Source organism: Nitrospira sp. Vd2 (assembly GCF_979581665.1).
Genome location: NZ_CEFZSK010000042.1, coordinates 35,301 through 58,416, shown reverse-complemented (window position 1 = coordinate 58,416; position 23,116 = coordinate 35,301). Strand labels below are relative to the sequence as shown.

25 protein-coding genes are annotated in these 23,116 nt (G+C 60.1%); 6 read left to right on the top strand and 19 right to left on the bottom strand.

The features are described from left to right. The 3 genes from tsaE to mutS are packed head-to-tail and all read left to right on the top strand — an operon-like array spanning position 1 to position 3,520. Positions 1–522, top strand: a complete 522-nt coding sequence (gene tsaE, locus AC1U7K_RS18885) for a tRNA (adenosine(37)-N6)-threonylcarbamoyltransferase complex ATPase subunit type 1 TsaE (RefSeq protein WP_480253394.1) — start codon at positions 1–3, stop codon at positions 520–522. Between the two features lie 54 nt (positions 523–576). Beyond that, positions 577–909, top strand: a complete 333-nt coding sequence (locus AC1U7K_RS18880; RefSeq protein ID WP_480253393.1) for a LapA family protein — start codon at positions 577–579, stop codon at positions 907–909. Continuing rightward, on the top strand, positions 902–3,520 hold the full coding sequence (mutS, locus tag AC1U7K_RS18875; protein WP_480253392.1) for a DNA mismatch repair protein MutS: 2,619 nt from the start codon (positions 902–904) through the stop codon (positions 3,518–3,520). The genes AC1U7K_RS18880 and mutS overlap by 8 nt, the downstream gene beginning before the upstream one ends. A gap of 72 nt (positions 3,521–3,592) precedes the next feature. On the opposite strand, the gene AC1U7K_RS18870 is transcribed toward mutS, so the two are convergent. The 15 genes from AC1U7K_RS18870 to AC1U7K_RS18800 all read right to left on the bottom strand — a co-directional run bounded on the left by AC1U7K_RS18870 (position 3,593) and on the right by AC1U7K_RS18800 (position 17,081). Next, the gene (locus AC1U7K_RS18870; RefSeq protein WP_480253391.1) at positions 3,593–4,261 is read right to left on the bottom strand and encodes a hypothetical protein; all 669 of its coding nucleotides are present in this window, start codon (positions 4,259–4,261) and stop codon (positions 3,593–3,595) included. 52 nt (positions 4,262–4,313) lie between these two features. Continuing rightward, positions 4,314–4,823: a hypothetical protein gene (locus AC1U7K_RS18865; RefSeq protein WP_480253390.1), complete on the bottom strand. Its 510-nt coding sequence runs from the start codon at positions 4,821–4,823 to the stop codon at positions 4,314–4,316. A gap of 285 nt (positions 4,824–5,108) precedes the next feature. Further along, positions 5,109–6,362, bottom strand: coding sequence for a M16 family metallopeptidase (locus tag AC1U7K_RS18860; protein WP_480253389.1), 1,254 nt, complete (start codon positions 6,360–6,362; stop codon positions 5,109–5,111). 1 nt (position 6,363) lies between these two features. After that, positions 6,364–8,463 carry a polyribonucleotide nucleotidyltransferase gene (gene pnp / locus AC1U7K_RS18855; protein ID WP_480253388.1) on the bottom strand — a complete coding sequence of 700 codons (2,100 nt, stop codon included), beginning with the start codon at positions 8,461–8,463 and terminating at the stop codon, positions 6,364–6,366. A gap of 159 nt (positions 8,464–8,622) precedes the next feature. After that, on the bottom strand, positions 8,623–8,892 hold the full coding sequence (rpsO, locus tag AC1U7K_RS18850; RefSeq protein WP_480253387.1) for a 30S ribosomal protein S15: 270 nt from the start codon (positions 8,890–8,892) through the stop codon (positions 8,623–8,625). Positions 8,893–8,906: 14 nt separating this feature from the next. Then, positions 8,907–9,884 carry a tRNA pseudouridine(55) synthase TruB gene (truB, locus tag AC1U7K_RS18845; protein WP_480253386.1) on the bottom strand — a complete coding sequence of 326 codons (978 nt, stop codon included), beginning with the start codon at positions 9,882–9,884 and terminating at the stop codon, positions 8,907–8,909. Beyond that, on the bottom strand, positions 9,884–10,279 hold the full coding sequence (gene rbfA / locus AC1U7K_RS18840; protein WP_480253385.1) for a 30S ribosome-binding factor RbfA: 396 nt from the start codon (positions 10,277–10,279) through the stop codon (positions 9,884–9,886). Before rbfA ends, truB begins: the two co-directional genes overlap by 1 nt. A 10-nt stretch (positions 10,280–10,289) precedes the next feature. Next, positions 10,290–10,571 (bottom strand): DUF503 domain-containing protein, encoded by a 282-nt coding sequence (locus AC1U7K_RS18835; protein ID WP_480253384.1) that lies wholly within the window; start codon positions 10,569–10,571, stop codon positions 10,290–10,292. A gap of 24 nt (positions 10,572–10,595) precedes the next feature. Further along, the gene (gene infB, locus AC1U7K_RS18830; protein WP_480253383.1) at positions 10,596–13,214 is read right to left on the bottom strand and encodes a translation initiation factor IF-2; all 2,619 of its coding nucleotides are present in this window, start codon (positions 13,212–13,214) and stop codon (positions 10,596–10,598) included. Positions 13,215–13,259: 45 nt separating this feature from the next. Beyond that, the gene (gene nusA, locus AC1U7K_RS18825; RefSeq protein ID WP_480253382.1) at positions 13,260–14,399 is read right to left on the bottom strand and encodes a transcription termination factor NusA; all 1,140 of its coding nucleotides are present in this window, start codon (positions 14,397–14,399) and stop codon (positions 13,260–13,262) included. Positions 14,400–14,447: 48 nt separating this feature from the next. Next, positions 14,448–14,912, bottom strand: coding sequence for a ribosome maturation factor RimP (locus tag AC1U7K_RS18820; protein WP_480253381.1), 465 nt, complete (start codon positions 14,910–14,912; stop codon positions 14,448–14,450). 132 nt (positions 14,913–15,044) lie between these two features. Next, positions 15,045–15,884, bottom strand: coding sequence for a D-amino acid aminotransferase (locus AC1U7K_RS18815; protein WP_480253380.1), 840 nt, complete (start codon positions 15,882–15,884; stop codon positions 15,045–15,047). After that, positions 15,877–16,212: a protease inhibitor I42 family protein gene (locus AC1U7K_RS18810; protein ID WP_480253379.1), complete on the bottom strand. Its 336-nt coding sequence runs from the start codon at positions 16,210–16,212 to the stop codon at positions 15,877–15,879. Before AC1U7K_RS18810 ends, AC1U7K_RS18815 begins: the two co-directional genes overlap by 8 nt. 48 nt (positions 16,213–16,260) lie before the next feature. Further along, positions 16,261–16,578: a Rieske (2Fe-2S) protein gene (locus AC1U7K_RS18805; protein WP_480253378.1), complete on the bottom strand. Its 318-nt coding sequence runs from the start codon at positions 16,576–16,578 to the stop codon at positions 16,261–16,263. 20 nt (positions 16,579–16,598) lie between these two features. Beyond that, entirely contained in the window at positions 16,599–17,081 is a 483-nt protein-coding gene (locus AC1U7K_RS18800) for a DUF192 domain-containing protein (RefSeq protein WP_480253377.1), read from the bottom strand. Positions 17,082–17,273: 192 nt separating this feature from the next. On the opposite strand from AC1U7K_RS18800, the gene AC1U7K_RS18795 reads away from it, so the two are divergent. After that, the gene (locus AC1U7K_RS18795; protein ID WP_480253376.1) at positions 17,274–17,621 is read left to right on the top strand and encodes a 4Fe-4S dicluster domain-containing protein; all 348 of its coding nucleotides are present in this window, start codon (positions 17,274–17,276) and stop codon (positions 17,619–17,621) included. A 151-nt stretch (positions 17,622–17,772) separates the two neighbouring features. Next, on the top strand, positions 17,773–18,108 hold the full coding sequence (locus tag AC1U7K_RS18790; protein ID WP_480253375.1) for a hypothetical protein: 336 nt from the start codon (positions 17,773–17,775) through the stop codon (positions 18,106–18,108). Between the two features lie 71 nt (positions 18,109–18,179). Here the strand turns inward: AC1U7K_RS18790 and AC1U7K_RS18785 are convergent, their stop codons facing one another. The 3 genes from AC1U7K_RS18785 to AC1U7K_RS18775 form a co-directional block, all read right to left on the bottom strand. After that, on the bottom strand, positions 18,180–18,656 hold the full coding sequence (locus tag AC1U7K_RS18785) for a hypothetical protein (protein WP_480253374.1): 477 nt from the start codon (positions 18,654–18,656) through the stop codon (positions 18,180–18,182). Positions 18,657–18,846: 190 nt separating this feature from the next. Further along, the gene (locus tag AC1U7K_RS18780) at positions 18,847–20,349 is read right to left on the bottom strand and encodes a fused MFS/spermidine synthase (protein WP_480253373.1); all 1,503 of its coding nucleotides are present in this window, start codon (positions 20,347–20,349) and stop codon (positions 18,847–18,849) included. Between the two features lie 122 nt (positions 20,350–20,471). Beyond that, positions 20,472–20,882 carry a CBS domain-containing protein gene (locus AC1U7K_RS18775; protein ID WP_480253372.1) on the bottom strand — a complete coding sequence of 137 codons (411 nt, stop codon included), beginning with the start codon at positions 20,880–20,882 and terminating at the stop codon, positions 20,472–20,474. A gap of 186 nt (positions 20,883–21,068) precedes the next feature. Here AC1U7K_RS18775 and AC1U7K_RS18770 point away from each other — a divergent pair, with 186 nt between their 5' ends. Further along, positions 21,069–22,382: a UDP-glucose dehydrogenase family protein gene (locus AC1U7K_RS18770; RefSeq protein ID WP_480253371.1), complete on the top strand. Its 1,314-nt coding sequence runs from the start codon at positions 21,069–21,071 to the stop codon at positions 22,380–22,382. A 6-nt stretch (positions 22,383–22,388) separates the two neighbouring features. On the opposite strand, the gene AC1U7K_RS18765 is transcribed toward AC1U7K_RS18770, so the two are convergent. Continuing rightward, entirely contained in the window at positions 22,389–23,105 is a 717-nt protein-coding gene (locus AC1U7K_RS18765; RefSeq protein ID WP_480253370.1) for a HEAT repeat domain-containing protein, read from the bottom strand. Positions 23,106–23,116 lie beyond the last annotated feature (11 nt).

Sequence of the window (23,116 nt, the reverse complement as noted above, 5' to 3'; positions counted from 1 at the left end):
ATGGCGACTTCGCGGGCAAGCGTGACAAGAGGGCCATGGACGTATCGATCGCGTTCGGTCGGTGAGACACGCCGATTGGCCGAAGCCATCGGTCGACGGTTGGCCGGAGGCGAGGTCTTCGCCCTGTATGGCGAAATGGGGAGCGGGAAGACGGCATTTGTGGCCGGGCTGGCCGCCGGCCTCGAGGTACCCGCACAGCACGTGAGCAGTCCGACGTTTGTGCTCGTCCATGAATACCGCGGCCGGCGGCTTCTCGTCCACGGGGATCTCTATCGTGTCGACCAGTCGGATATCGGGAATCTGGGACTCGACGACTACTTCGATGATCAAACCGTGGTGGCGATTGAGTGGGCCGATCGAGCCGGGAACCTGCTGCCGACGGATCGCGTTGATGTTCGCTTTGCTCATGACGGGAAGAGACGAAGGGTGATGGCGTTTCGTTCCACTGGACCGCGATCGGATACGGTCCTCGACCGTATTATTGATGCCGCCGGCACTCCTTCAAGCGACAGCGAGGGCTAAGAGCATGCGGAGGTACGCCCTCCAGATCCGCCAACTTCCATTGCGCGGCCTGTCATGATCAGACTCATCCTTGTCGGCATCCTGCTGTTGCTTGCCCTGTCGTTCTTCCTTCACAATCAGGAGCAAGAGGTCACGCTCCGCTATTTCTTCGGTCTGCGCTCCGCGTCGACGCCGATCTACAAGCCCATCCTCAGCGCCTTTGCGATCGGCGCGCTCGTCGCGTCGATCTTACTCTTTCCCGCCTGGGTTCGCGGACGGATCGAATTGCGGCGAAAGACGAAGGCCCTGCAACAGGCGGAAGCCGATCTCGAGGCGCTCCGGAAGGCGCTGGGCAAACTGACCGCTCAACATCCGCAGACCGACGATGAGGAGTTTCATCATGAGTGATGGCGATGTCACACCGTTGATGCGGCAATACCGGGACGTCAAGGCTGCGCACCACGACGCCATTGTCTTTTTTCGAGTCGGTGACTTCTATGAGATGTTCTACGAGGACGCCAAAATCGCCTCACGGATTCTCAATATCGCGCTCACCTCTCGCGACAAGACCCGGCCCGACCCGGTGCCGCTTTGTGGGGTACCTCATCATGCCGCCACCGCGTACATTGCCAAGCTCTTGAAGGCCGGGCGAACAGTCGCGCTCTGCGATCAGGTCGAAGACCCGAAGCTCGCCAAAGGGCTCGTCCGACGCGAAGTGGTGCGCGTCTATACGCCCGGGACGTTGATCGACGCGGAGTTGCTGCCGCCGACCGAATCCGTGTTTCTCAGCGCCCTCGAGGTGGACGGTCCTGACGGCGGGACTCAGCGCGCCGGGCTGGCCGCATTGGACTCGTCCACCGGTGAATTTTGGGTGATGGAATTCCATGGGCTTAACGTGACGATTCCGCTCTCCGATGAAATCGCCCGCTTGGATCCCCGTGAGCTGTTATACCCGCCGACACTGCCTTCGTCCGTGACCACCTGGCTGGCGACAGTAAAGGGCCCGCGCCAGGCCGCCGTTGATCGCCTGGACACGGCTCGGGCGGTTCGCCTCCTCCAAGAGCATTTCCGTGTCGCCTCGCTCGATGGATTCGGGTGCTACGGCCTGACGGCCGCTGTGCGCGCCGCCGCTTCAATTCTTCGCTATGTCCGTGACACGCAGCCTGCGACCGACCTGGGACATATTTCCCGACTGCGCGTTCGGCACCGAGGCGAGTCGATGCATCTCGACGCCGCGACGATTCGCAATTTGGAATTGGTGAAGCCCCTCGTCGAAGATCGGCGCGATGCGACGCTCGTGTCTGTACTGGACAGGACCGTCTCGGCGATGGGAAGCCGACTGCTGCGTGAATGGATTCTCCGCCCGCTCGTGGAACCCGGCGCGATCACCGCGCGCTTGGATGCCGTGGAGGAATTGCATCGATCCTTCGCCGCTCGATCTGCGATTCGGCGCGCGTTGGGTCATGTACAGGATATCGCTCGACTGGCCAGCCGCCTCTCGATGCGGGTTGCGACACCGCGCGATCTGCTCGCCGTCAAGGATTCACTAGTCGTCCTGCCCGAGATCCATGCTCGGCTCGCGGACTCGCAAGCATCGCTGCTCAAAGATCTCATCGCCTCCTGGGATAGTCTTTCGGATGTCGCCGGCCTCATCGATACGACGATTCTGCCGGATGCGCCGGCCTCGGTGCGTGAGGGGGGGATCATCCGGGACGGTTATCACAACGAGCTCGATGAGTTGCGCAAGATCGGCCGAGAGGGGAAGAACTGGATCGCCGCCTTGGAAGCAGAGGAACGCCGACGAACCGGAATCGAGACACTGAAGATCCGCTTCAATCAGGTCTTCGGCTACTACATCGAGGTTTCGAAAACGAATGCAACGAAGGTCCCCGACCGATACGTCCGGAAGCAGACGCTCGCAAACGCCGAGCGCTTCACGACTCCGGAGCTCAAGGAGTTGGAAGACCGTGTCCTGGGTGCCGACGCGAAGCAGCTTGTGCTCGAGCAGGAGCTGTTCGAGTGCCTTCGCGCCCGGCTCGCTGAGGCTACCGGCCGGCTTCAAGCAATGGCCCAGGCGGTCGCGCTCCTGGATGTCATCACCGCGCTAGCGGAAGTCGCCGCACTGAATCAATATGTCCGGCCGCACGTTGACGGCGGCGACACGATCGAGATCATCGACGGCCGGCATCCCGTCGTTGAGCGACTCACTCCAGCAGGCGGGTTCATCCCGAATGACGCGACCCTCGACCTGCGCTCTCATCGGCTGGTCATTCTCACAGGACCCAACATGGCCGGGAAGAGCACCTATCTCCGGCAAATTGCGCTCATCGTATTGTTGGCTCAGATGGGGAGCTTCGTACCGGCCAAGCGGGCGGTGATCGGCGTCGCCGATCGCATCTTTACCCGTGTCGGCGCCAATGACAACCTGGCTGCCGGGCAAAGCACCTTCATGGTAGAAATGGCCGAGACGGCCCAGATCCTCACGAACGCGACGCGGCGCAGCCTTATCCTGTTGGATGAAATCGGACGCGGAACAAGCACCTACGATGGGCTGAGCATCGCCTGGGCAGTCGCCGAGCATATTCTCGACCCGCTGCGCCTTGGCGCACGGACCCTGTTCGCCACCCATTATCACGAGATGACCGAATTGGGACGTCTCCATGAGGGCGCGCGGAACTTCAGCGTACTCGTGAAGGAACGAGACCAGGAGATCATCTTTCTCAGAAAAATCGTCGAGGGCGGTGCCGACCGGAGCTACGGGATCCACGTCGCTCGACTGGCCGGTCTTCCGGGAGACGTGATTCAGCGCGCCACCGAAGTGCTCGACCGCTTGGAGTCGACGAACGCCTCGGCTTCGCATTCGTCCGATGCACCATCGATGATCGATCAGACGCTTCCCACTCCTCACCCTATTGTCGAGGAAGTCCGCCAGATGGATCTGTTCTCGATGACCCCGTTGGAAGCCCTGAATCGATTGGCGGATCTGCAGCGGCGCTTGGATCAGCCCGCGGCTCGCTGAGCAAATAGAAACAAATAAAAACGGCGGCGCCTTTTGGAGGCGCCGCCGTCAATCACCAATCTCTGTTACCGCTTAGTGGCTGCTGCCACCACCCGTGTTGTATGGCGCAGTCCACGGAATCAACCCGGCCGCCGGCTTTCCACCGGGGAGCAGGACGTCGTACTGCATGTATACATTCGCTTCGCCCTTCGGCGACGTATTGAGCTCCTGCTTGGCCTTGTAGCAGTTCGAATCGTATTCGCCCTTCCCGTCACAGCCCTTCACTCGCAATGAAGAGATGCTGCGAGGATTGGCCGGGTCCCCCGCATTCTCATTGAGCTTCTTGACGGATGAGATCACACGGCGATTCTGCTCGACCTCCTGGGCCGTGAACTCGATCAGCGTGGTCGGTGAGGCAGGCGGCACTTCCTTCGCCGCAGCCGGACCGGCGTGCGGCCGCGCCATCGACTTGAGCTGATCCCAAACTTCCTTGTTGGCAGCATAGAACTTTAGGTTCTTACCAGGATGAATCTTCTGCCAGAAGTAGCCACTTTCGGCATTACCGCCAAACACCGCGATGTTGACCCATACCGCTTCATCGTATGGATCGAGAATGATGACGCGCCCCTGGAGGGTCGTCGGCTTGCTCATATCACCCCATTCAAAACGCTCCTGGAACGCTTCGATGGCGAGCGCAACTGTCGCCAGACTCATGACGAGAGCCGTGGCGATGACGACCGCCAATCCTTTCTGTTGTGTCATGATGACGTCCTCCCTATCAAAGCCTTAGAGATAATGATTGCGGTCGATAAAACTAATCCTTCAACACCTTGAATCCGGTGATCGTGCGTCCGTCCAGCGAGACCTCCAGCGCGACGAGGTCCTGGGACGCTTTGATCAATTGATCCATCAGTGCCTTGTCCTTCACCTGGAGGCGAACGGTGGCCTGGGCGTGATACCACCCGGCATAGGGATTGTTCCGTTCGGTTCCACCCGTAAAGCCCCACGCGCAGCAGGCAAACAGAGGATCGGGCGGCTTCACATCAAGATCGCTCGATGTCCGACCGAACGGGTTACCGGAAGCCGGATCGCCGGTATTCCAATATTGGATGCCGAAAAGAACTTCCTTGTCGGGGTTGTCGGCCCATTGCGACCACACGCGCCCCTTCAACGTCTTGACGGTTTCGCCCTTCAGCGATTGTCCACCGACAATCTTACTGGCCGGCCCGCCACCGGCCGGCGCATCGGCTGCGGCGGCATAACCAGCCGTCAACAACCCGAGCCCAAAGAATGCGGTTGCGGCTATGACGACCCCCCTCATCATACGTCTCCCTCCTTCATAAAGCATGAAAACCGACATGACAAATGAGTGAATTGAGCGAGATGGCGATCACAAGAAAAGACCGAAAGAAAGAGAAAGATGCTCTCGGTGAACGAGCAGTCGACACCTCCTTTCTCTTTAGTCTTCGAAGAGTCGTAGAGAGATGAAGAGCCATGAGTAGGCGCTGATCGTAGCGAATCGCGCCGGCCTTGTCAACGGAATTGTTGGCCGAGAGCCGCCATGAAGAAGAAGGCCTGAAGGGCCAGACGATGGCGAAGTTTCAAACAGTTAGGCCATTGCCGCCACGAGACTTCCTTCCGAGATGGGCCCGACGGCCGTCACTGACAGAGAGGAGGAATCAAAGAGGGAACGCGCCAGATCAACGATCTGATGATTGGAAACTTCGTCGATCCTCGTCATCATTTCATCAAGTGACACATGACGCCCGTGATACAGCTCATCCTTTGCCAACTTGCTCATGCGGCTCTGCGTGCTCTCGAGACCGAGCATCAAACTGCCCTTCATCTGGTCCTTGGTCTTCTGGAGTTCCTTCCGTTCGACACCCTCGCGGGAGAGACGGGTCATACTTCGGCGGATCAGTTCGACCACTCGCGCCGCTTCCCGTGGACGAGTCGCCGCATAGATTGTGAACAATCCGGTATCGGAGAACGACGACGCGTATGAATAGATCGAATAGGCAAGCCCGCGCCGTTCCCGGATTTCCTGAAACAATCGTGAACTGACGCTCCCGCCGACGATCGAATTCAGGGCGAGCAAGGCATACCGATCCTTATCGTCGAGCCGCAGTCCCCGGTAGCCCACGCAGAGATGCACCTGCTGTAACGGCTTCCGCTTGACTTGGATACCGCCATGGATCGCCGAAGGCCACCGAGCGACGCTCGGGCGATGGGTCGCCCTATGGGAGGCAAACAGGTGATCGAGCAACGCATGTAACGCTTTGACCTCAAAGTTTCCGCTTACCGCGATCACTGTCTCATGAGGATGGTAATGGGCGTCAACGAACCGAAGGAGATCGCTCCGTGATAGCCCTCGGATCGTCCCCGGATCGCCGAGGATCGGCCTTCCCAACGGATGCGTCTTCAACACCTGCTCGGTATGGAGATCCTGGACCAAGTCCTCCGGATCGTCCTCCACCATCCGCATCTCTTCGAGCACGACCTGTTTTTCCTTTTCGACTTCCCGCTTGTGAAATTGTGAATGGTGGAAGAGATCGGCAAGGAGGGACAGGCCGGGCACCACATGTTGGTCGAGCACTTTGACGTAGAAGGTGGTGCTTTCACGGCCAGTGAACGCGTTCATCTCCCCGCCCAGCGCGTCGATCTCCAGTGAAATCTGTGTCGCGGAGCGGGTCCTCGTTCCCTTGAAGAACATGTGCTCGATGAAATGCGAGAAGCCTTCCTCGCCCTTCGCTTCATCGCGCGATCCGACCGCCACCCAGATGCCGGCCGTGACCGATTTAGTGGCCGGCATCCGTTCAGTGACGACACGGATACCGTTCTCGAGCACGAATTTCCGATACATGTCAGCCGGCAGTCGGAGCGGTGGGCGCGGGCATCGCTTCTTTTCGGCTCAGGCGGATTTTCCCCTGTTTGTCGATTTCGAGGACCTTCACCATGATTTTGTCCCCTTCGGACACCTCATCGGATACTGCCTTCACCCGGTGGTGGGCCAACTGGGAAATGTGGACAAGACCGTCGGTTCCCGGAAGGATTTCCACGAACGCGCCGAAGTCCATGATCTTGCGGACCGTCCCGAGATAAATCTTGCCGACCTCCACTTCCTCGGTCAGGCGGCCGATCATCTCTTTCGCCTTTTGCGCGGACGCCTCGTCGGTCGCCGCAATCGAGATGTCGCCGGAGTCCTCCACATTGATCTTGACGCCGCACTCCGCGATGATTCCCCGGATCGTTTTCCCTCCCGGGCCGATGACATCGCGGATCTTGTCCTGCTTCACCTTCATCGTAAAGATGCGGGGTGCGAATGCCGAGAGCTTTTCACGTGGAGCACCGAGGGTCTCCGCCATCCGGTCCAAAATATAGAGCCGACCCTCACGTGCCTGTCGCAAGGCTTCACGCATCAATTCGGGCGTGATCCCGGCAATCTTGATGTCCATCTGAAGGGCCGTCACCCCACGGCGGGTCCCGGTGACCTTGAAGTCCATATCGCCCAGGTGGTCCTCCAGCCCCAAGATATCCGACAAGACCATGACCCGGTCGCCTTCCTTGATCAACCCCATCGCGATCCCGGCGACCGGTTCCTTGATCGGCACGCCCGCGTCCATCAACGCGAGCGTCCCGCCGCACACCGTCGCCATCGAGGATGAGCCGTTGGACTCCAAAATGTCCGAGACGATTCTCAAGGTGTACGGGAACTTGTCTTTGCCCGGGATGACGGGACGCAACGCTCGCTCGGCAAGCGCCCCGTGGCCCACCTCACGCCGGCCCGGTGAACGTAACGGACGGGCCTCTCCGACGCTGAAGGGGGGGAAATTGTAGTGGAGCATGAAGGTTCGATAGTACTCGCCTTCCAACGCATCAATTCGCTGCTCATCTTCGGTGGTGCCCAACGTGACGACGGCGAGACTTTGCGTTTCCCCACGGGTGAACAAGGCCGAGCCGTGCGTTCGCGGCAGCACGCCGACCTCACACGTGATTTTTCTGATATCGCTCGGCCCGCGACCATCGGCGCGCTTGCCTTGCTCCAGGATCATGTTCCGGACTTCACTGTACTCGAGCGAATGGAAGATCAGCTTCACATGGCGTTCGCGATTGGGGTCGTCGCTCTTCAGTTTCTCGACGGCCTCATCGCGAATGTGATCCAACCGTTCCTGTCGGGCCGTCTTGTTCGGGATCAAGATCGCATCCCGGATGGCCGGCGCCACCATTGCGCGGACCTGTTCGGTCAAGGCTGGATCGATCTCCTCGGCCTTCACCGGCCGTTTCATCTTGCCGGCCTGTGCCTTGAGTTCAAGAATTTTCGCGACGATGCGCTTGATCTCGCGGTGCGCAATCTCGATGGCCTCGATCATGACAGACTCGGGCATCTCGTTTGCGCCCCCCTCCACCATCATCACGGCATCAGCAGTACCCGCGACGACAAGGTTCAATTCACAATTTTCGAAGACCGACATATCGGGGTTGACGACGAATTCCCCGTTGACCCGTCCGATCTTCACGCCGGCGACCGGGCCCTGAAAGGGAATATCCGAGACATCGAGCGCCGCGGAAGCGGCGATCATGGCCACGACGTCGGATGAACCGGTTTGATCGGCCGAAAGGACCGAGGCGATCACTTGTGTTTCGTAGTAGTAGCCTTCAGGAAACAGGGGACGCATGGGCCGGTCGATAAGCCGGCTCGTCAACACTTCCTTTTCCGACGGCCGCCCCTCGCGCTTGAAATAACCGCCGGGGATCTTGCCGGCGGCATACGCCTTTTCTTGATAATCCACGGTGAGCGGCAAGAAATCGGTCCCCGGCTTGACCGTTTGAGAGGCGACGGCCGTCGCCAGCACCACGGTATCTCCGTACGACGCGAGGACCGAACCATCGGCCTGTTTCGCGACGCGGCCGGTTTCAAGGCGAAGCGTTCGTCCGGCGAACTCCATCTCAACGACATGTGTCATCTGTGCTCTCCTTTTCTCTTGGCCCCACAGATGCCCACAGAGATAGACTCACCTTCCGGCTGAGCGCGATGGAAGTTTCTGGCCTCCGGCTGCTCCATGAGTCTATGTCCGTGTTCACCTGTGAGGATGACGCGGAGCCCATCAGTGGGCCCGCGCGCTTTACTTTCGCAGACCGAGGCGGTCCAGCACGGCGCGATAACGCCCCGCGTCATGCCGCCGGAGGTAATCCAGCAACCGCCGCCGCTGACCGACCAGTTGCAGCAGCCCTCGCCGTGAATGGTGATCCTTTCGATGGAGTTTGAAATGCTCCGTCAAGTAGCTGATCCGATTCGTCAGAATCGCGATCTGGACCTCCGGCGAGCCGGTATCGCTCGGATGCTGCTTGAATTGATCAATAAGGCCGGTCTTTACGTCCTTCGTCAGTGCCATCTCCCTCTCCTCTTCTAGGCTCTCTCTTCCTGTTGACCATCATCCGCCAATACTTTCACCATCCGGACGACCGGACTTGGACCTGACTCACGGTGAACCGCGCCCACGGCGAGTACGGTGCCCTGCGCAGATTTCACCCGCACGCGCTGACCGGCCGGCATGCTTGAGATCGCCTCGCATGACATGGCTTCCAGCGACTCCACACCGATCGCCCCGCCGTGGCGGGCGCGGGCGGTACCGCCGTCCGTCACGGTGAGCGCAGGGAGGTGGTGCAGGGCGCGGTCCAATGTGACGATGATCTCGTTGAGCCGACCGAGGCGAGCGTACGCGAGGACATCGTCGATCGTGATGGATTCCTCGAGAGCCAATGGCCCGACCCGTGTCCGCTCCAGACATCGCACATGGCCGCCGACGCCCAACGCCTCCCCGATGTCGGCGCAGAGCGTCCTGACGTACGTGCCCTTGGAACATCGGACGCGCAAGGTGATCGTCGGCCCGTCGACCTCGAGCACCTCTAAATCATGGACGATGATTTCCCGGGAGGACCGGTCAACGGTCTTTCCGGCGCGCGCCGTCTTATACAAGGGCACACCCGCCACTTTCACGGCCGAATACATGGGCGGCATCTGCCTGATACGGCCGGTAAACCGTGCGGCCGCTTCACGCACCGCGGCCTCGGTGACATGCTCGGTCGGCCGTCGAGTCACGACGCTCCCATCCGCGTCTTGCGTGTCCGTCGACTCGCCCAAACGCATGACAGCCCGATACTCCTTGTCCCAGTCCAGCAGGTATTCGGCGATGCGGGTTGCCCGGCCGATCAGGATCGGAAGCACGCCGGTGGCGGCAGGGTCCAACGTGCCGCCGTGGCCCACCTTCGCACCGCCAAAGCCGCCTCGCAGTTTCGCGACGATGTCGTGGGACGTCCAGTCACGCGGCTTGTTGACATTCAACAGACCATCTGCGACATCCGCTCTCTTCGCGTGGGTCGTCATCAACATCTTGACTGGGGCTCTCCGGGTCCCGACTCTTTGGCGTTCTGTCCTTCCAGTCGATCGAGCAAGGCAAGGATCCGATCCCCGCGCGGCCCGGTCGTATCCTTATGAAAGTGCAATTCCGGTGTGTAGCGCAGGTTCAAACGACGCCCTAATTCACCGCGGATGAACCCGGATGCTTTGAGAAGCCCGGCGAATGCGTCGGCCTCTCGTTGCTCGTCCGGACCCGCCGTGACGAAGACGTGGGCCAGCCGCAAATCATTCGTGAGTTCGACGTCGGTGACCGTCACGATGCCGATGCGAGGATCCTTGGTTTTCCGCATAAGGATATCGGCGACCTCGGTGCGGATTTGGTCCGCCACCCGCGTCGCGCGTTTAAACCCAGTCTTTGACACGATCCCGGCCTCACAGAAACTCAATCTGGAACTTGACCAACTCGGCAGCCGGCGCCGAACGGATGACATTCATAGCCTGATCGAGCACCTGGTTCACATGTTTCTGCTCGTTCGCGACACAGGCCAAGCCGAGCACAGCCTTTTGCCACAAATCCTGGTCACCCACTTCGGCGATCGACACGTTGAACCGCTCGCGAATCCGGTCCTTCAGACTCATCAGCACCTGTCGTTTCGCCTTCAATGAATGACTATCCGGAAGGTACAGTTCAATGGTGCACAGCCCGACAATCATGCGGACGCGAGGGGAAGAGGGAGGCTACGAGAGCTTGGCCGCCACCTTATCGACCGTGTACACCTCGAGAATATCGCCCGGCTTGATGTCGCTGAAATTCTCCACGCCGATGCCGCATTCATACCCTTGCTGAACCTCGCGCACGTCGTCTTTGAAGCGGCGCAATGAACCGAGGCGGCCCTCATAGATGACGACATGGTCGCGGATCACCCGTACGCCGCTGCTCGCACGGGAAATCGTGCCGTCGACCACATAGCTGCCGGCAATGGCGCCCGCCTTCGGGATATTGAAGACCTGCCGCACCTCGGCACGACCCAATATCCGTTCCTTGAGCGTCGGCTCCAGCAGGCCTTCCATCGCCGCCTTAATGTCGTTGATCGCGTCGTAAATGATCGTGTAGAGGCGGATGTCCACGCCTTCCCGTTCGGCCAGCGCCGAGGCTTTTGGCTCGGGCCGAATATTGAACCCAATGATGATCGCGCGGGACGCGGACGCCAGCAGCACGTCCGTTTCGGTGATCCCGCCAACGCCGCTATGGATCACGCGGAGCTTCACCGCCTGCGTGGAGAGTTTCTGCACCGCATCTGAGAGCGCCTCGGCCGATCCTTGGACGTCGGCCTTGATCACGACGGCCAACTCTTTGACGTCGCCTTCCTTGATTCGGGCGTAGAGATCGTCCAGCGAGACGCGGCCGGCGCCGGCCGCAAGCTCGGCAGCCCGTTGTTTCTCGAGTCGGCTTTCGGCGACCTCGCGCGCGACTCGTTCGTCGGCCACCACCACGAATGAATCTCCCGCGGCCGGCACGCCGGGTAGGCCAATGACTTCAACCGGAACAGAGGGTCCCGCCTCGGTGACTTTCGCCCCAGTATCACTGACCAGCGCACGGACGCGGCCGCTGAAGCTGCCGACGACGAAGGCGTCGCCGACATGCAATGTCCCGCCTTGAACGAGGACCGTAGCCACGGGTCCGCGCCCGCGCTCCAGCTTCGCTTCGATAACCGTGCCTTTCGTCAGTCGCGTGGGGTCGGCCTTCAACTCAAGGACCTCGGCCTGAAGCAGGATCATTTCGAGGAGGGTGTCCAGCCCGAGCTTTTGCTTGGCGGACACCTCCACAAAGATTGTCTGGCCCCCCCACGATTCCGGAATGAGGTTATGTTCGGCCAGTGCATGTTTCACGCGCTCGGGATTCGCACCCGGCTTGTCGATCTTGTTGATCGCCACGATGATCGGCACATTGGCCGCCGTGGCATGGGCAATCGCTTCGATCGTTTGCGGCATCACGCCGTCGTCCGCCGCGACGACGAGCACGACGATATCGGTGACCTTGGCTCCCCGGGCCCGCATCGCGGTAAACGCTTCGTGCCCCGGGGTATCGAGGAAGGTAATCCGCTTGTCATGCGCATGGACGACATACGCGCCGATGTGTTGCGTGATTCCTCCCGCCTCCTGCTCGGTAACATGCGTTTGCCGAATCGCATCGAGCAGGGAAGTTTTGCCATGGTCCACGTGACCCATGATCGTGACCACGGGAGGGCGGGGCTCCAAACGCTCGGCTTCCTCGGTCTCGGCCACCTCTTGCAGCAACTCTTCGCCTTGTTTCTCGACGGTCACCTCCGCCTTCACCCCAAACTGCTCGGCCAGCAGCGCGGCCGCGTCAAGGTTGATGGGCTGGTTCATCGTCAAGAGCTGGCCCATCTCCATCAGCTTCTTGATGATGTCGGACGGCCGCTGCCCGACCAACTCGGCAAAGTCCTTGACCGTGAGACCAGGCGTCAATTTAATGATCTTCTTTCGAGGCTTCGTGATTTCCGTGACGACGGAGGGCTGTTGGTGCCGCGAGCGATCGTCGCGGCGGTGTACTGGAATGGCGCGCAAGTCCTGCCACCGAGTGACATCTTCTCGGAACTTGTATTCCTCCTCCTCGCGGACACGGCCGGGCTTCTTGGCCTTCTTGAGCTTGTCTTTGGCGCCAGCTTCGTCCGGCGTCGCCACCACGGCTTCCGAGCGGCGTTTCTCGCCGGGCGATGCCGCAACTGCGGCGGCGGCCGGCGCGCCAAGAGATGGAGCCAGAGGGGCAGTCGGCGGCACAACAGGCCTGGGCTGCTCGATGTCACGCCGCCGCTGACCGTGCTCATGCTCCGTCTCACTCGTCGGTGCCGCTTCTCGAGAAGCCGGCATGGCAGGAGCGTGAGGAACGCTTGCCGAAGGAGGAGCAGGGACCTGTGTTGCAATCGATTCGTGCACGGGCATCGCAACGGGCGGAGGCGGCTCAATTGTGGCAGCGGGAGCAGCTTCGGCCTCAAGTTCTTCCTCGGTCTTCTTCCGTTTGATGAGAATCCGTCTCTTATCGGCCTTCGGCTCCTCGGCGACGGCGGCCTTCGTTCCATCCTCTCGTGCCGAGGACTTCGCATCTCGTGCACCGCTCACACCCTTTCCTGATACCCGTTTCACCTCGGTGTCTGACCCCACAGGTCCTTTCTGGCCGGTCCCGGCCTTGCCGGCAAAGTGCTCCATCACGCGTTGCACCGCCACTTCATCCAACGTACTGCTGTGCGAGGCGACGGAAATGCCCATGCGCTTCAATTCAGGGATCAGCGCCCGGTTCTCCATGCCGAGCTTCTTGGCTATTTCGTAGACCCTCATCGTCTGTATAATGGTCGAGATGGTGTCGTGGTTTGGCGGCCCGTCTTACGCCTCCGACGCCTGAGCCGCCGCTTCCTGTTGCGCACGCGCTTCTTCCTGCTCGCGCTGCGCCTCGGCTTCCTCGGCCAGCGCCGCTTTGATCTCCTTGTCCCGCTCCACCTTTTCCTTTTCGTACTCGGTCGCGCTGATGATGTCGATCTTCCACCCGGTCAGCTTCGCCGCCAACCTGACGTTTTGACCATTCTTGCCGATCGCCAACGACAACTGCGAATCGGCGACGACTACGAGCGCCGACTTTTTCTCTTCGTCGATGCCGACTTTCTCGATCGTCGCCGGATTCAGGGCTTCGGCGATGAACACGCGCGGATCGGAGGTCCACGCGATGATGTCGATCTTCTCTCCGCGAAGCTCGCGAACAACAGCCTGCACCCGCGACCCTTTGATACCGACGCAGGCGCCGACCGGATCGACGGCTTTGTCGCGCGAGGACACCGCGATCTTCGTGCGGTCGCCGGGCTCACGCACCACGCCCTTGATCTCCACGATCTTCTCCGCGATCTCAGGTACCTCCAGTTCGAACAGCTTGGCCACAAACTGAGGATGGGTGCGTGACAAAATCACTTGCACATCCTTCGGTGTCTTGCGCACTTCCAAAAGATACGCCTTGATGCGATCGCCCCGACGGTAGGTCTCACGCGGAATCTGCTCGGAAGCCGGGAGCACGGCCTCGGTCTTTCCCAAATCGACGAGATAGTTCCGTCGCTCCTGCCCCATGATGATGCCGTTGATGAGATCGCCCTGCCGCGTCGAATATTCCTTGAGGACCGCCTCCCACTCGGCTTCCCGAACTTTTTGACAGATCACCTGCTTCGCGGTCTGCGCGGCGATCCGGCCCAGCTCGTCCATCTCGATGAGTGAGCCGATTTCATCGCCGACCTCCGCTTCGCTGTCGATGCGCCGGGCTTCGGTCAGAGACACTTCGGACTTCGGATTCGTGACGGTATCGACGATGGTCTTGAGGGAGATGACGGAAATCTCACCGGTCTTCGGATCGATTTGGACCTGGATGTTCTCGGCCTGCCCGAAGCGCTTTTTCGCGGCCGTCTGCAATGCGGACTCCACGGCCCCGATGATCTTGGCCTTGTCGATCCCCTTTTCGCGTCCGATTTGGTCGATGACCGACATCAATTCTCGATTCATAGCCCGTTGCCTCGCTGCTCGCTGCGTGGGATATCAGAATTCAACTTCAAGACGTCCTTCCGCGATCGCCTCCCACTCCAGCCTGAGAAGGTGCTCCGTCTGCTCCCTCCGCCCCAGCTTGACGGTCACGGCGATCGAGTCGTCCCCGACCTGCGTCAACCGGCCGACAACCCGCCATTGGCCATCGACAGGACGTTTCAGCTTTAGATTGACCAGGCGACCAATGGAGCGCAGATAATCGTCGCGTTGCTTGAGCGGACGATCGAGTCCGGGAGAGGAGACTTCCAGCGTATAGGCGTGGGGGATCGGGTCCTGGAGATCAAGTGCGTGTCCGAGCGAGACGTGCACTTTCTCGCAATCATCCACAGTGACGCCCGCCGACTTGTCGATAAACACCCTCACCAACATCCGGGCCCCCTGCCCGGCACACTTCACATCCACAAGATCAAGGTTCATCGCGCGCACAATCGGCGCCGCGATATCGCGGACGGACCGCACTATCTGCTCACAATCCGGCACGGGACGCCCGGATGCCCAGAATGCCTTGAGCTCAAACAAAAAAGTGGGCCGCCGCCCACTTCAACCGAGGCACAAGCTACCATGTCCAGCTTAACGTTGCAAGAGGGGCGCCTAGGCGACGCGCTGGCGCAAGAGAGAGAGCAACTGGATGGCGACCGGTCCAGGCCGTCCATTGCCGATGGAACGCCCGTCGACTTGGATAACAGGCAACACTTCCAGCGTGGTCCCGGTGAGAAACACCTCATCGGCGCCCCGCACCTCATCAAGCGGGATCCGCCGCTCCTCGACCGATATCCCGTGCGTCCGTGCGAGCTCGAGGACCAATTGCCGCGTGACACCGGAGAGGATTGTGGGTCCTTCCGGGGCGGTGCAGAGCCGCTGCTGAGTGACGATCATCACGTTACTGACGGCAGCTTCCGTGATGCATCCATCGCGGATGAACAGGGCTTCAAATGCTCCGGCATCCCGGGCACGCTGTCGCGCAAGAACGTTCGCGAGCAGATTCACGCTTTTGATGTCACACCGTGACCAGCGGAAATCCTCCATCGTAATGGTTGAGACGCCTGCGGCCTGCAGAGCCGGATCGAGTGGCCTCATTTCGCGAATGGTCACGACGGCGGTAGGACGGGTACCGGCCGGGAAGGGATGGTCGCGCGGCGCCACCCCACGTGTCAGTTGAATATAGACCTTGGATTCGGGATAGCCGGCTCTCGTAATGCCCTGGTCAACAATTGCGGCCCACTCCCGCGGTTGATAGGGGTTGGCCAGTGCGATCGCCTTGGCGCTCCGATCGAGACGCGCAAGATGTGCCTCGAGCTCGAACGGTCGGCCGTGATAGGTTCGGATGACCTCGTAGACTCCATCCCCGAATTGAAACCCGCGATCCTCCACCGAGACGGTGGCGTGCGCCAGCGGCATGAAGAGGCCGTTGACGTAGGCAATGTCAGGCATCGCGTTGGACCGTTCCCCCGTCGACGGACGCATCGACCGTGAAGACGCGTCGATCTTCGGCTGTAAATTTCCACCCCATCCGTTTCTCAAACACCAGACGCGAGGTGCCCGGTGCTATAACGCGAAACTCAAACGTGTGTTCGCCTGAATCGACCGCGTTGTTGCTGACGGTCCGGAGAAAGTCCTCGTCGACGAGCGCGATGGTCTTCGGATCGTACGTCGGAATCCACTGCTCGCCTCGGGTTCGATCTTCCCACAGGTGGATCCGAAACGTGGCGCCAGGACTCGCGGTGATCGTTTTCGTATGGCGATCTGCCTCGTGACTCATGCGTCCGCGTCGCGTTGGATGAGCACAACAGAAAGCGAGGCGCGCGGTCTACGCTTTCCGTCGCCCGCCCACATAGATCTCATCCCCCTCTACTCGCACGTCATAGCTGCCGACACAATAACCACCCCCGTCGGTCGCTTGACCATTCCGGATGTCGAAGGCCAGGTCATGCCAAGGACAATACACAACGCAGCCCTTCCGACGGCCTTCGGCCAACGGTCCTCCTTCATGCGGGCAGATGTTGTAAATCGCGTAGAAGCGGCCGTCGACGTTGAACAGCGCGATCTGCCTTTGATTGACCTGCACGACCTTGACCTGGCCCGGCAGGATCTCGTCGGTCCGGGCGACCCGTACATATTCGTCCATGGCGGTGAATCGATCGAAGGTTACAGGCGGAGGGTGAATGTCAATTCCATGCCCGGCTCGATCTGTTCCTCTGCGACGAAGCCGGCGGCCGTTTCGATGATGTACCGAGCATTTTCGGGTGGCGGGCCATAAAACGGGCACGGGTCGTTGGAACATGGCGGAGCATTGCGCACGACATAGACGATGTGCTTGCTCTCGTCGGCCCAAATCATATCGACCGGCACGCGAAACCCTTTCGTTCGCACGCGATGCCGATCAGAAGTGTCGAAGATATACAGCATGGCGCCGTCCGGCGGCAATCCCTCGCGAAATGCGAGCCCGAAGAAAATCTTTTCCGGCGTGTCGGCAACTTCCGCTTCGAGTTGTCGCCCGCTGGGAAAGGTGACGATGATCGTGCTGGCCTCCTTCTGATTCATCATGAACCAACTACCGGTGAGCAGAAGGAGAGCGAGTGCCAATAGAATATAGGCGCGCGTCCGTTTGGGCGAGGTCTCGTGCGTCATAGCGGGTAATGACACTCCAAGTGGCCGTCGCGCGCTAGGCCCAACGGCCCATGTAAATCAACGACATAGTGCTTCTGATCGTCGTTTTGTGGGTTGACTTGAAAGAAAATCGCAGTCTAGAATGATGACTCATTTTGACTATGATTCGTCGAAATCAAGCTTGTCAATACTGACTGTAAGGAGGCTGTGGTCATGGCTCTACTGATTACCGATGAATGCATCTCCTGCGGCGCGTGCTTGCCGGAATGCCCGAACGAAGCGATCTTCGAAACGCGCAGCGACGCGGAGAGCAAAGGCTACCACGTAGGAGAGGGTCAGGGCGTTGGTGACAACATCTATGTGATCACCCATGACCGCTGCACCGAATGCGTCGGGCATTTCGACGAACCGCAATGCGCCGCCGTTTGCCCGGTCGATAACTGCTGCGTCCCTGATCCGGCGTATCCTGAAACGACCGAGGCGTTGTTGGAGAAGGCGCGCAAGCTCAACCCCGACAAGGAAATCGACGTTGCAAAGGTGTGGAGCGGCGTAAGAAACTGATCATTGAGCCAGCGACGTTGAACACAAAGCCCGCCACACTGTGGCGGGCTTTTTTGTTGTTCAGGATATTTTCCACTCTCAGGTGCAACGGCGGCTCGCAGCATGACATATGGTGTTATAATGGCCTTATCACACCGACATGGAGGCCACTATGCGGCTCACATTGGCTTTCCTCCTCATGCTGGCGACTACCGTGACATCTCCGCTGTCCTCGCCGGCCGGCACGGGTGACATCACCGCCGTCATTGATCGATTCGTCACGAACCAATTTCCGACGGCGGCCAGCTACTTCTGGGTTGTCAACAACACGCAATGGCAGACCGACAACGAAGTCGTGGTGGATGTCAATGCGATCGTGCAAAAGAAGGCGGGAGAGGCGCCCACATCGAATCGCTATCTATTATTGATCGTCGGCGACCGACTAGCGGCCTCCCAAAACATCCCCGAAGATAGCAACGTAGAATGCGCGCCTGAACAGCAGGCCTGAGCAGCCGCCGAAAAACAAACGGCCCCGCCGCATACGCACGGCGGGGCCGTTTTCATTTTACGATCGCTCGACTACTTAATCATGAGCAGCTTGCCGCCAACGTGAGCGGGATGAAGCTGACAACGATACGTGAGCGTATTCCCCGAGGTGGCATAGAACAAATCACTGGTCGGAATACCGATGTACTTCGTCTCGCCGGGCTTCAGAACAAGTTCCGCCCGCAATACGGTCGGCGCGGCTTGCGTGGTTTGGTCCGTCAAGAGAAAGCCATGCTCGGTGGCGCCGTTATTCGTGACCTTCAACACGACCGGGCGGCCGGGCCGCACCTTGAAGTCGATCACAGTCGTTGGCGGATACCAGGCCTTCAAGTTTCCGATCTCGACGGAGAAGAGTTGCGCATCGACTTCCAGCTCCTTGAACGGCTGACCGACGACCGAGCCCGTTTCAAGGTCACCGACCTCGACTCCTCCTGCCTGTAATGCGAATGAAGGGGATGCTGCCACCCCGAGAACAAGGCCGAAAAAAGCCGCGACAAGCATTTTACGCATAGCTTCCCTCCTTAGGACAACGCGATGTGATGAGTTAATAAAAAGGAATACCTAACGCAGCCGACCGGTACCAGAGCGCATCATCAGTGCCGCTTCTTATAGCACACGGTTTGGAGCTGACGCAAGAAACTTCTTCGTCGACCACGGCGGGCTAATGGTGAAAAGTAGCCGAACAACAAAGAGTTAGAAATCACTGACGCAGTGGCGGCTGCTCTCCGACCCCTCGCCCCACCAAGAGATCGTACGGGGCATAATCATCGGTTAACACGGCCGCACGAGGCCACTCCTTTCGCACATGATCCCCGATTAACGAGAGCGTCTCCACGGGAAGACGATTCGCCGCAACGAGGTCTTGTGCCGTCGCGATGTACTGATCGCTCAGCATCCCGCGGGCCGAGGGCCCCGCAAAAAAGATGATGTTCTCGGCCTCCGACTGGCCGCTTTTCCACGGGCCTTTCACACCAAACGCGTGAATGACCGGAAAGACGGAACGGAGTGTTTCGGCAACGGTCGCGGCGCGTTGGAGGTCCGCACCTTCACCGGAAGAGGCCAAGTTCACAGCCACGACGCCATGAGGGCTGAGATGTGTGCGAAGCAATGTGAAGAACTCACGGGTCGTGAGGTGAAACGGAATCAAGTGCCGCGCGAAGACGTCGACCCAGATAATATCGTAGCGTTCGATCGTCGCTTGCATGAACATCCGGGCATCGGCCACGTGGACGTGATGCGTGACCGGCGGATGATACCCGAAATACTCTTCCGCGATCCGCACGACCGAAGGATCGACCTCAACCGTATCCAACTCAAGCTCCGGCCAGTATCGCCCGATCCATTTTGCCAAGGACCCTCCCCCGTGGCCTAAAATCAAGGCGCGCTTCGGCTTCGGCTGGAGGGCGAGCGCCGCCATCATCGCGTGGCTGTACGGCAGGTAGAGCGTGATTGGATCGGACTTCCACATGACGGCGTGAAAGGTCCGGTCGAGGATCAGATAGCGGAACAGATCGTCCTCGCGAATCCGCAACTGCTGATACGGTGTGTCCTCCTGGTACAGCGGGGCAGATAGGACGACCCTGGGATGAAGGGCCAGCCACGCAAGACCGATAGCCCCCAATATGAGGAGTGCCGTCCCGCCCACCTTCGCCACCGCGCGGCTTTGCATGCCCATGGCGTGCCACCACCACCACATTCCAAGCGAGAGTTGAACGGTGGCCAAGAGCGTCACCAGCGCCGTGGTGCCAAGCCATGTCAACAGATAAAACGCCGTCCCCCACGTGCCGAGCAAACTCCCGATGGTCGACACCGCTATCATCCGTCCCGTATGGCGGCCGAGATGACCGAGATCAACAATCGACAGCCGCAGCAGGGCCGGCAGGACGCCGCTCAAACAGAAGGCCGGTGGAGCGAGAAGAACAGTGCCGGCCAAGCACGGCCCCCAGCGGGGATCTTGGACCCATCGAGACACCGTAAACATGACAGGCTGACCGACGCCCGCGAGCAGGAACGTCCACGCTCCGGATACCGCCAGCAGCGAGGCCAAGACAGTACCACCGGGGTATCGGTCGGCCAACCATCCCCCTGCGGCATAGCCGGTGCTCATCGCCGCTAAGATCACTCCGATCAGCGCCCCCCAGACGTATAACGAATTGCCGAAGATCGGGGCCAGCAGGCGGCTCCCAAGGATTTCAAGCGCCATCACGACCGCACCCGTGATAAAGGCCGTTGCCGGCAAGGAGAAGGAAGGCCATCGAGCAGCTTGAGATGGAAGAGTCATGACAGGGAGGGCGTGACCGGTCAGCGCGGTCCGAGTATGTCGCGCTACAAGGAACCCCAGTTCTTGAAGTACCGGAGGAGATCGCGGACTGAAATCATCCCCACGAGCTGCCCATCTTGCATCACCGGCAGATGCCGAATGCCATGCTCCGCCATGAGGTCACTCGCATCGTGCGCGGACCGGTCGATCTCAATCGTGATGACGGGATGACTCATGATCGAGGAGACGCGCCGCTCGCCCGGATTCACGCCCGCCGCCATGGCTTTGCGGACGAGGTCCGTCTCGCTGATCATCCCGACATGGACGCCGTCGGACACGACAAGGAGCGCACCGACCTGCACGTCCCGCATCATGACGGCGGCGTCCGCCAGCGTGGCCTCCGGGCCGATGGTGCGAACGGTGCGGTTCATGATCACGGCGAGTGGGCGCTGAATGACGCCACTGGGCAACACCATGGCGCGCTCCTCAGTTGATAAGAAGCGCGATTTTACTGGACGCCCCACGGTGTGTCAACGAACGCATGATACGTACTTATACTCATCAAGTGGATTCATTCTAGAATGGTGCGCTTGCGGCCTTCGGAGGCTATTGTTATACTTTTTGCCCACGAGTACGAAGTTTTTCTATCGAGAGGAGCATTGATGCATATCAGCGTAATGGGCACGGGCTATGTCGGGCTAGTCACCGGGGCGTGCTTCGCCGAGTTCGGGCTCAATGTGACCTGCATGGACGTCGACGCTCGCCGGATCGGCCGCTTGGAAAAAGGCGACGTGCCCTTCTACGAGCCTGGCGTGAGTGAATTGGTGCTCAAGGGCCTCAAGGAAAATCGGTTGTCCTTCACGACCGATATCGCCAAGGCTGTCGAACACGCCCTCGTCATCTTCATCGCCGTCGGTACGCCGACCCGCCCCGATGGATCCGCGGACTTGTCCTACGTGGAAGAAGTGGGAAAGGGGATCGCGGCCAACATGCGTGGCTACAAGGTCATCGTGACAAAGAGCACGGTACCGGTCGGCACTGGGCAGATGCTCCGCAAAGTCATTCTGGCCCACCAGCGCGAGCCGTTGCGGTTCGATATCGTCTCCAATCCTGAATTCCTCCGCGAAGGGTCGGCGATCGAGGATTTCCTCCGCCCGAATCGAGTGGTCATCGGCGCGGACAGTCCTGAGGCCGTCGCGATCATGCGCGACCTTTACCGACCTCTGTACTTGATCGAGACCCCTTTCGTGGTCACCGATCTCCAGACCGCCGAGATGATCAAGTACGCCTCGAATGCCTTTCTGGCGACGAAAATTTCCTTCATCAACGAGATGGCGAATCTGTGCGAGCGGGTCGGCGCCGACGTGCAAACCGTGGCTAAAGCCATGGGGTTGGATCAGCGGATCGGCTCAAAGTTCCTGCACGCCGGTCCGGGCTTTGGTGGGTCGTGCTTCCCGAAGGACGTGTCGGCGTTGATTCAAACGGGCGAGCAGATGGGCTGCACGATGGAAATCGCGCGGGCGACCTCGCGGGTCAACGAACGACAACGCGCATTGATGGTCGAGAAAATCCAGGCGGCGCTCGGGACACTCCAAGGCAAGACGATCGGGTTGTTGGGCCTCTCGTTCAAGCCGAACACCAATGATCTGCGCGAAGCACCGGCCTTGGCGATCGCCAGCCGGCTCTTGGCGGGAGGCGCGACCGTGCGGGCTTACGATCCGGCGGCCATGGAAGAGGCCACGAAATTGGTCCCTGGCCTCATCGCCTGCCGCGATGCCTACGATGCCGGACGTGGTGCCGATGCCTTGGTGCTCGTCACTGAATGGAACCAGTTCCGCAACCTGGATCTCGGCGCCTTGAAACAAGCGTTGAAAACACCGCTGTTCGTGGACCTACGGAACGTCTACGAGCCGGATCGCATGGCGGCTGCGGGCTTCCATTACATTTCCGTCGGTCGCCCGGCGCGGAAACCGTGACTTGGCCTACGCCGTCGCCTGGCCGAGACGCTTGACCTCGGCCTTCTCCTCCTTGACCTTCGGCTTATACCCCATCCGGTCCAGCACTTTGAGGATGCGCGTCTTCAACCGGTCATCGGCCTCCGCCAATGCCGTGGCCAGCGGCTCAACCGCCGGCTTTCCGATTTTGCGGATGATCTCCGTCGCGGACTGGCGCAGTTCGTCCTCCTCGGACACGAGCAACGGCACGAGCGCGGGAACGGAGGGCGCGCCGATCTTGATCAACGCGTCATAAGCCCGTTGCCGCACGTCGCCGACCTCGTCCATCAACGCCTCGACGAGCGGCCCCACCGCACGCAGTTCTTTCAACTCACCCAGCGTCTCCGCGGCATACTTCCGGTTCAACCAATGGGTATCCTTGAGATCGACGAGCATCGCATCGGCCTTGGCGCTGTTCGGGTCCTTGGAGCGGATCTTCAACGTCTTGGCGACGCGCTTGCCGCCTTCCTCGACGACGCGGATGGTGGCGCCATCGCCCGGCTTGACCTTGTTCAAGTCTTCCAGCGCATCCTCAGCCACATCCAGCACCACCGTCTTCCCGTCGTAGGCCAGCAGTTCGACCTCGAGTTGCTTCGCCGCGACGTTGACGGCGACGACCTTCTCGGTCACGAGATTAAAGCCGTCCTTTTTCGGACCGCCCTTGGGACCGATCTGAATCAGATTCACCGGAGCTTGGTCAGCCATACCCCATCCCT

What these genes read in the sequence shown, in the direction of transcription:
- AC1U7K_RS18765 (WP_480253370.1), bottom strand. Translation starts at nt 23,105, where the DNA reads ATGGCTGACCAAGCTCCGGTGAATCTGATTCAGATCGGTCCCAAGGGC.
- AC1U7K_RS18835 (WP_480253384.1), bottom strand. Translation starts at nt 10,571, where the DNA reads ATGATTGTCGGGCTGTGCACCATTGAACTGTACCTTCCGGATAGTCAT.
- pnp (WP_480253388.1), bottom strand. Translation starts at nt 8,463, where the DNA reads ATGACACATGTCGTTGAGATGGAGTTCGCCGGACGAACGCTTCGCCTT.
- AC1U7K_RS18800 (WP_480253377.1), bottom strand. Translation starts at nt 17,081, where the DNA reads ATGACGCACGAGACCTCGCCCAAACGGACGCGCGCCTATATTCTATTG.
- rpsO (WP_480253387.1), bottom strand. Translation starts at nt 8,892, where the DNA reads ATGGCACTGACGAAGGACGTAAAGACCGGCCTTATTGATCAATTCAAG.
- AC1U7K_RS18775 (WP_480253372.1), bottom strand. Translation starts at nt 20,882, where the DNA reads ATGGTGTTGCCCAGTGGCGTCATTCAGCGCCCACTCGCCGTGATCATG.
- AC1U7K_RS18865 (WP_480253390.1), bottom strand. Translation starts at nt 4,823, where the DNA reads ATGATGAGGGGGGTCGTCATAGCCGCAACCGCATTCTTTGGGCTCGGG.
- mutS (WP_480253392.1), top strand. Translation starts at nt 902, where the DNA reads ATGAGTGATGGCGATGTCACACCGTTGATGCGGCAATACCGGGACGTC.
- AC1U7K_RS18805 (WP_480253378.1), bottom strand. Translation starts at nt 16,578, where the DNA reads ATGGACGAATATGTACGGGTCGCCCGGACCGACGAGATCCTGCCGGGC.
- AC1U7K_RS18880 (WP_480253393.1), top strand. Translation starts at nt 577, where the DNA reads ATGATCAGACTCATCCTTGTCGGCATCCTGCTGTTGCTTGCCCTGTCG.
- AC1U7K_RS18785 (WP_480253374.1), bottom strand. Translation starts at nt 18,656, where the DNA reads ATGCGTAAAATGCTTGTCGCGGCTTTTTTCGGCCTTGTTCTCGGGGTG.
- infB (WP_480253383.1), bottom strand. Translation starts at nt 13,214, where the DNA reads ATGAGGGTCTACGAAATAGCCAAGAAGCTCGGCATGGAGAACCGGGCG.
- AC1U7K_RS18810 (WP_480253379.1), bottom strand. Translation starts at nt 16,212, where the DNA reads ATGAGTCACGAGGCAGATCGCCATACGAAAACGATCACCGCGAGTCCT.
- AC1U7K_RS18860 (WP_480253389.1), bottom strand. Translation starts at nt 6,362, where the DNA reads ATGTATCGGAAATTCGTGCTCGAGAACGGTATCCGTGTCGTCACTGAA.
- AC1U7K_RS18870 (WP_480253391.1), bottom strand. Translation starts at nt 4,261, where the DNA reads ATGACACAACAGAAAGGATTGGCGGTCGTCATCGCCACGGCTCTCGTC.
- AC1U7K_RS18815 (WP_480253380.1), bottom strand. Translation starts at nt 15,884, where the DNA reads ATGCCTGACATTGCCTACGTCAACGGCCTCTTCATGCCGCTGGCGCAC.
- AC1U7K_RS18795 (WP_480253376.1), top strand. Translation starts at nt 17,274, where the DNA reads ATGGCTCTACTGATTACCGATGAATGCATCTCCTGCGGCGCGTGCTTG.
- tsaE (WP_480253394.1), top strand. Translation starts at nt 1, where the DNA reads ATGGCGACTTCGCGGGCAAGCGTGACAAGAGGGCCATGGACGTATCGA.
- AC1U7K_RS18780 (WP_480253373.1), bottom strand. Translation starts at nt 20,349, where the DNA reads ATGGCGCTTGAAATCCTTGGGAGCCGCCTGCTGGCCCCGATCTTCGGC.
- nusA (WP_480253382.1), bottom strand. Translation starts at nt 14,399, where the DNA reads ATGTCGGTCATCGACCAAATCGGACGCGAAAAGGGGATCGACAAGGCC.
- truB (WP_480253386.1), bottom strand. Translation starts at nt 9,884, where the DNA reads ATGACGACCCACGCGAAGAGAGCGGATGTCGCAGATGGTCTGTTGAAT.
- AC1U7K_RS18790 (WP_480253375.1), top strand. Translation starts at nt 17,773, where the DNA reads ATGCGGCTCACATTGGCTTTCCTCCTCATGCTGGCGACTACCGTGACA.
- AC1U7K_RS18770 (WP_480253371.1), top strand. Translation starts at nt 21,069, where the DNA reads ATGCATATCAGCGTAATGGGCACGGGCTATGTCGGGCTAGTCACCGGG.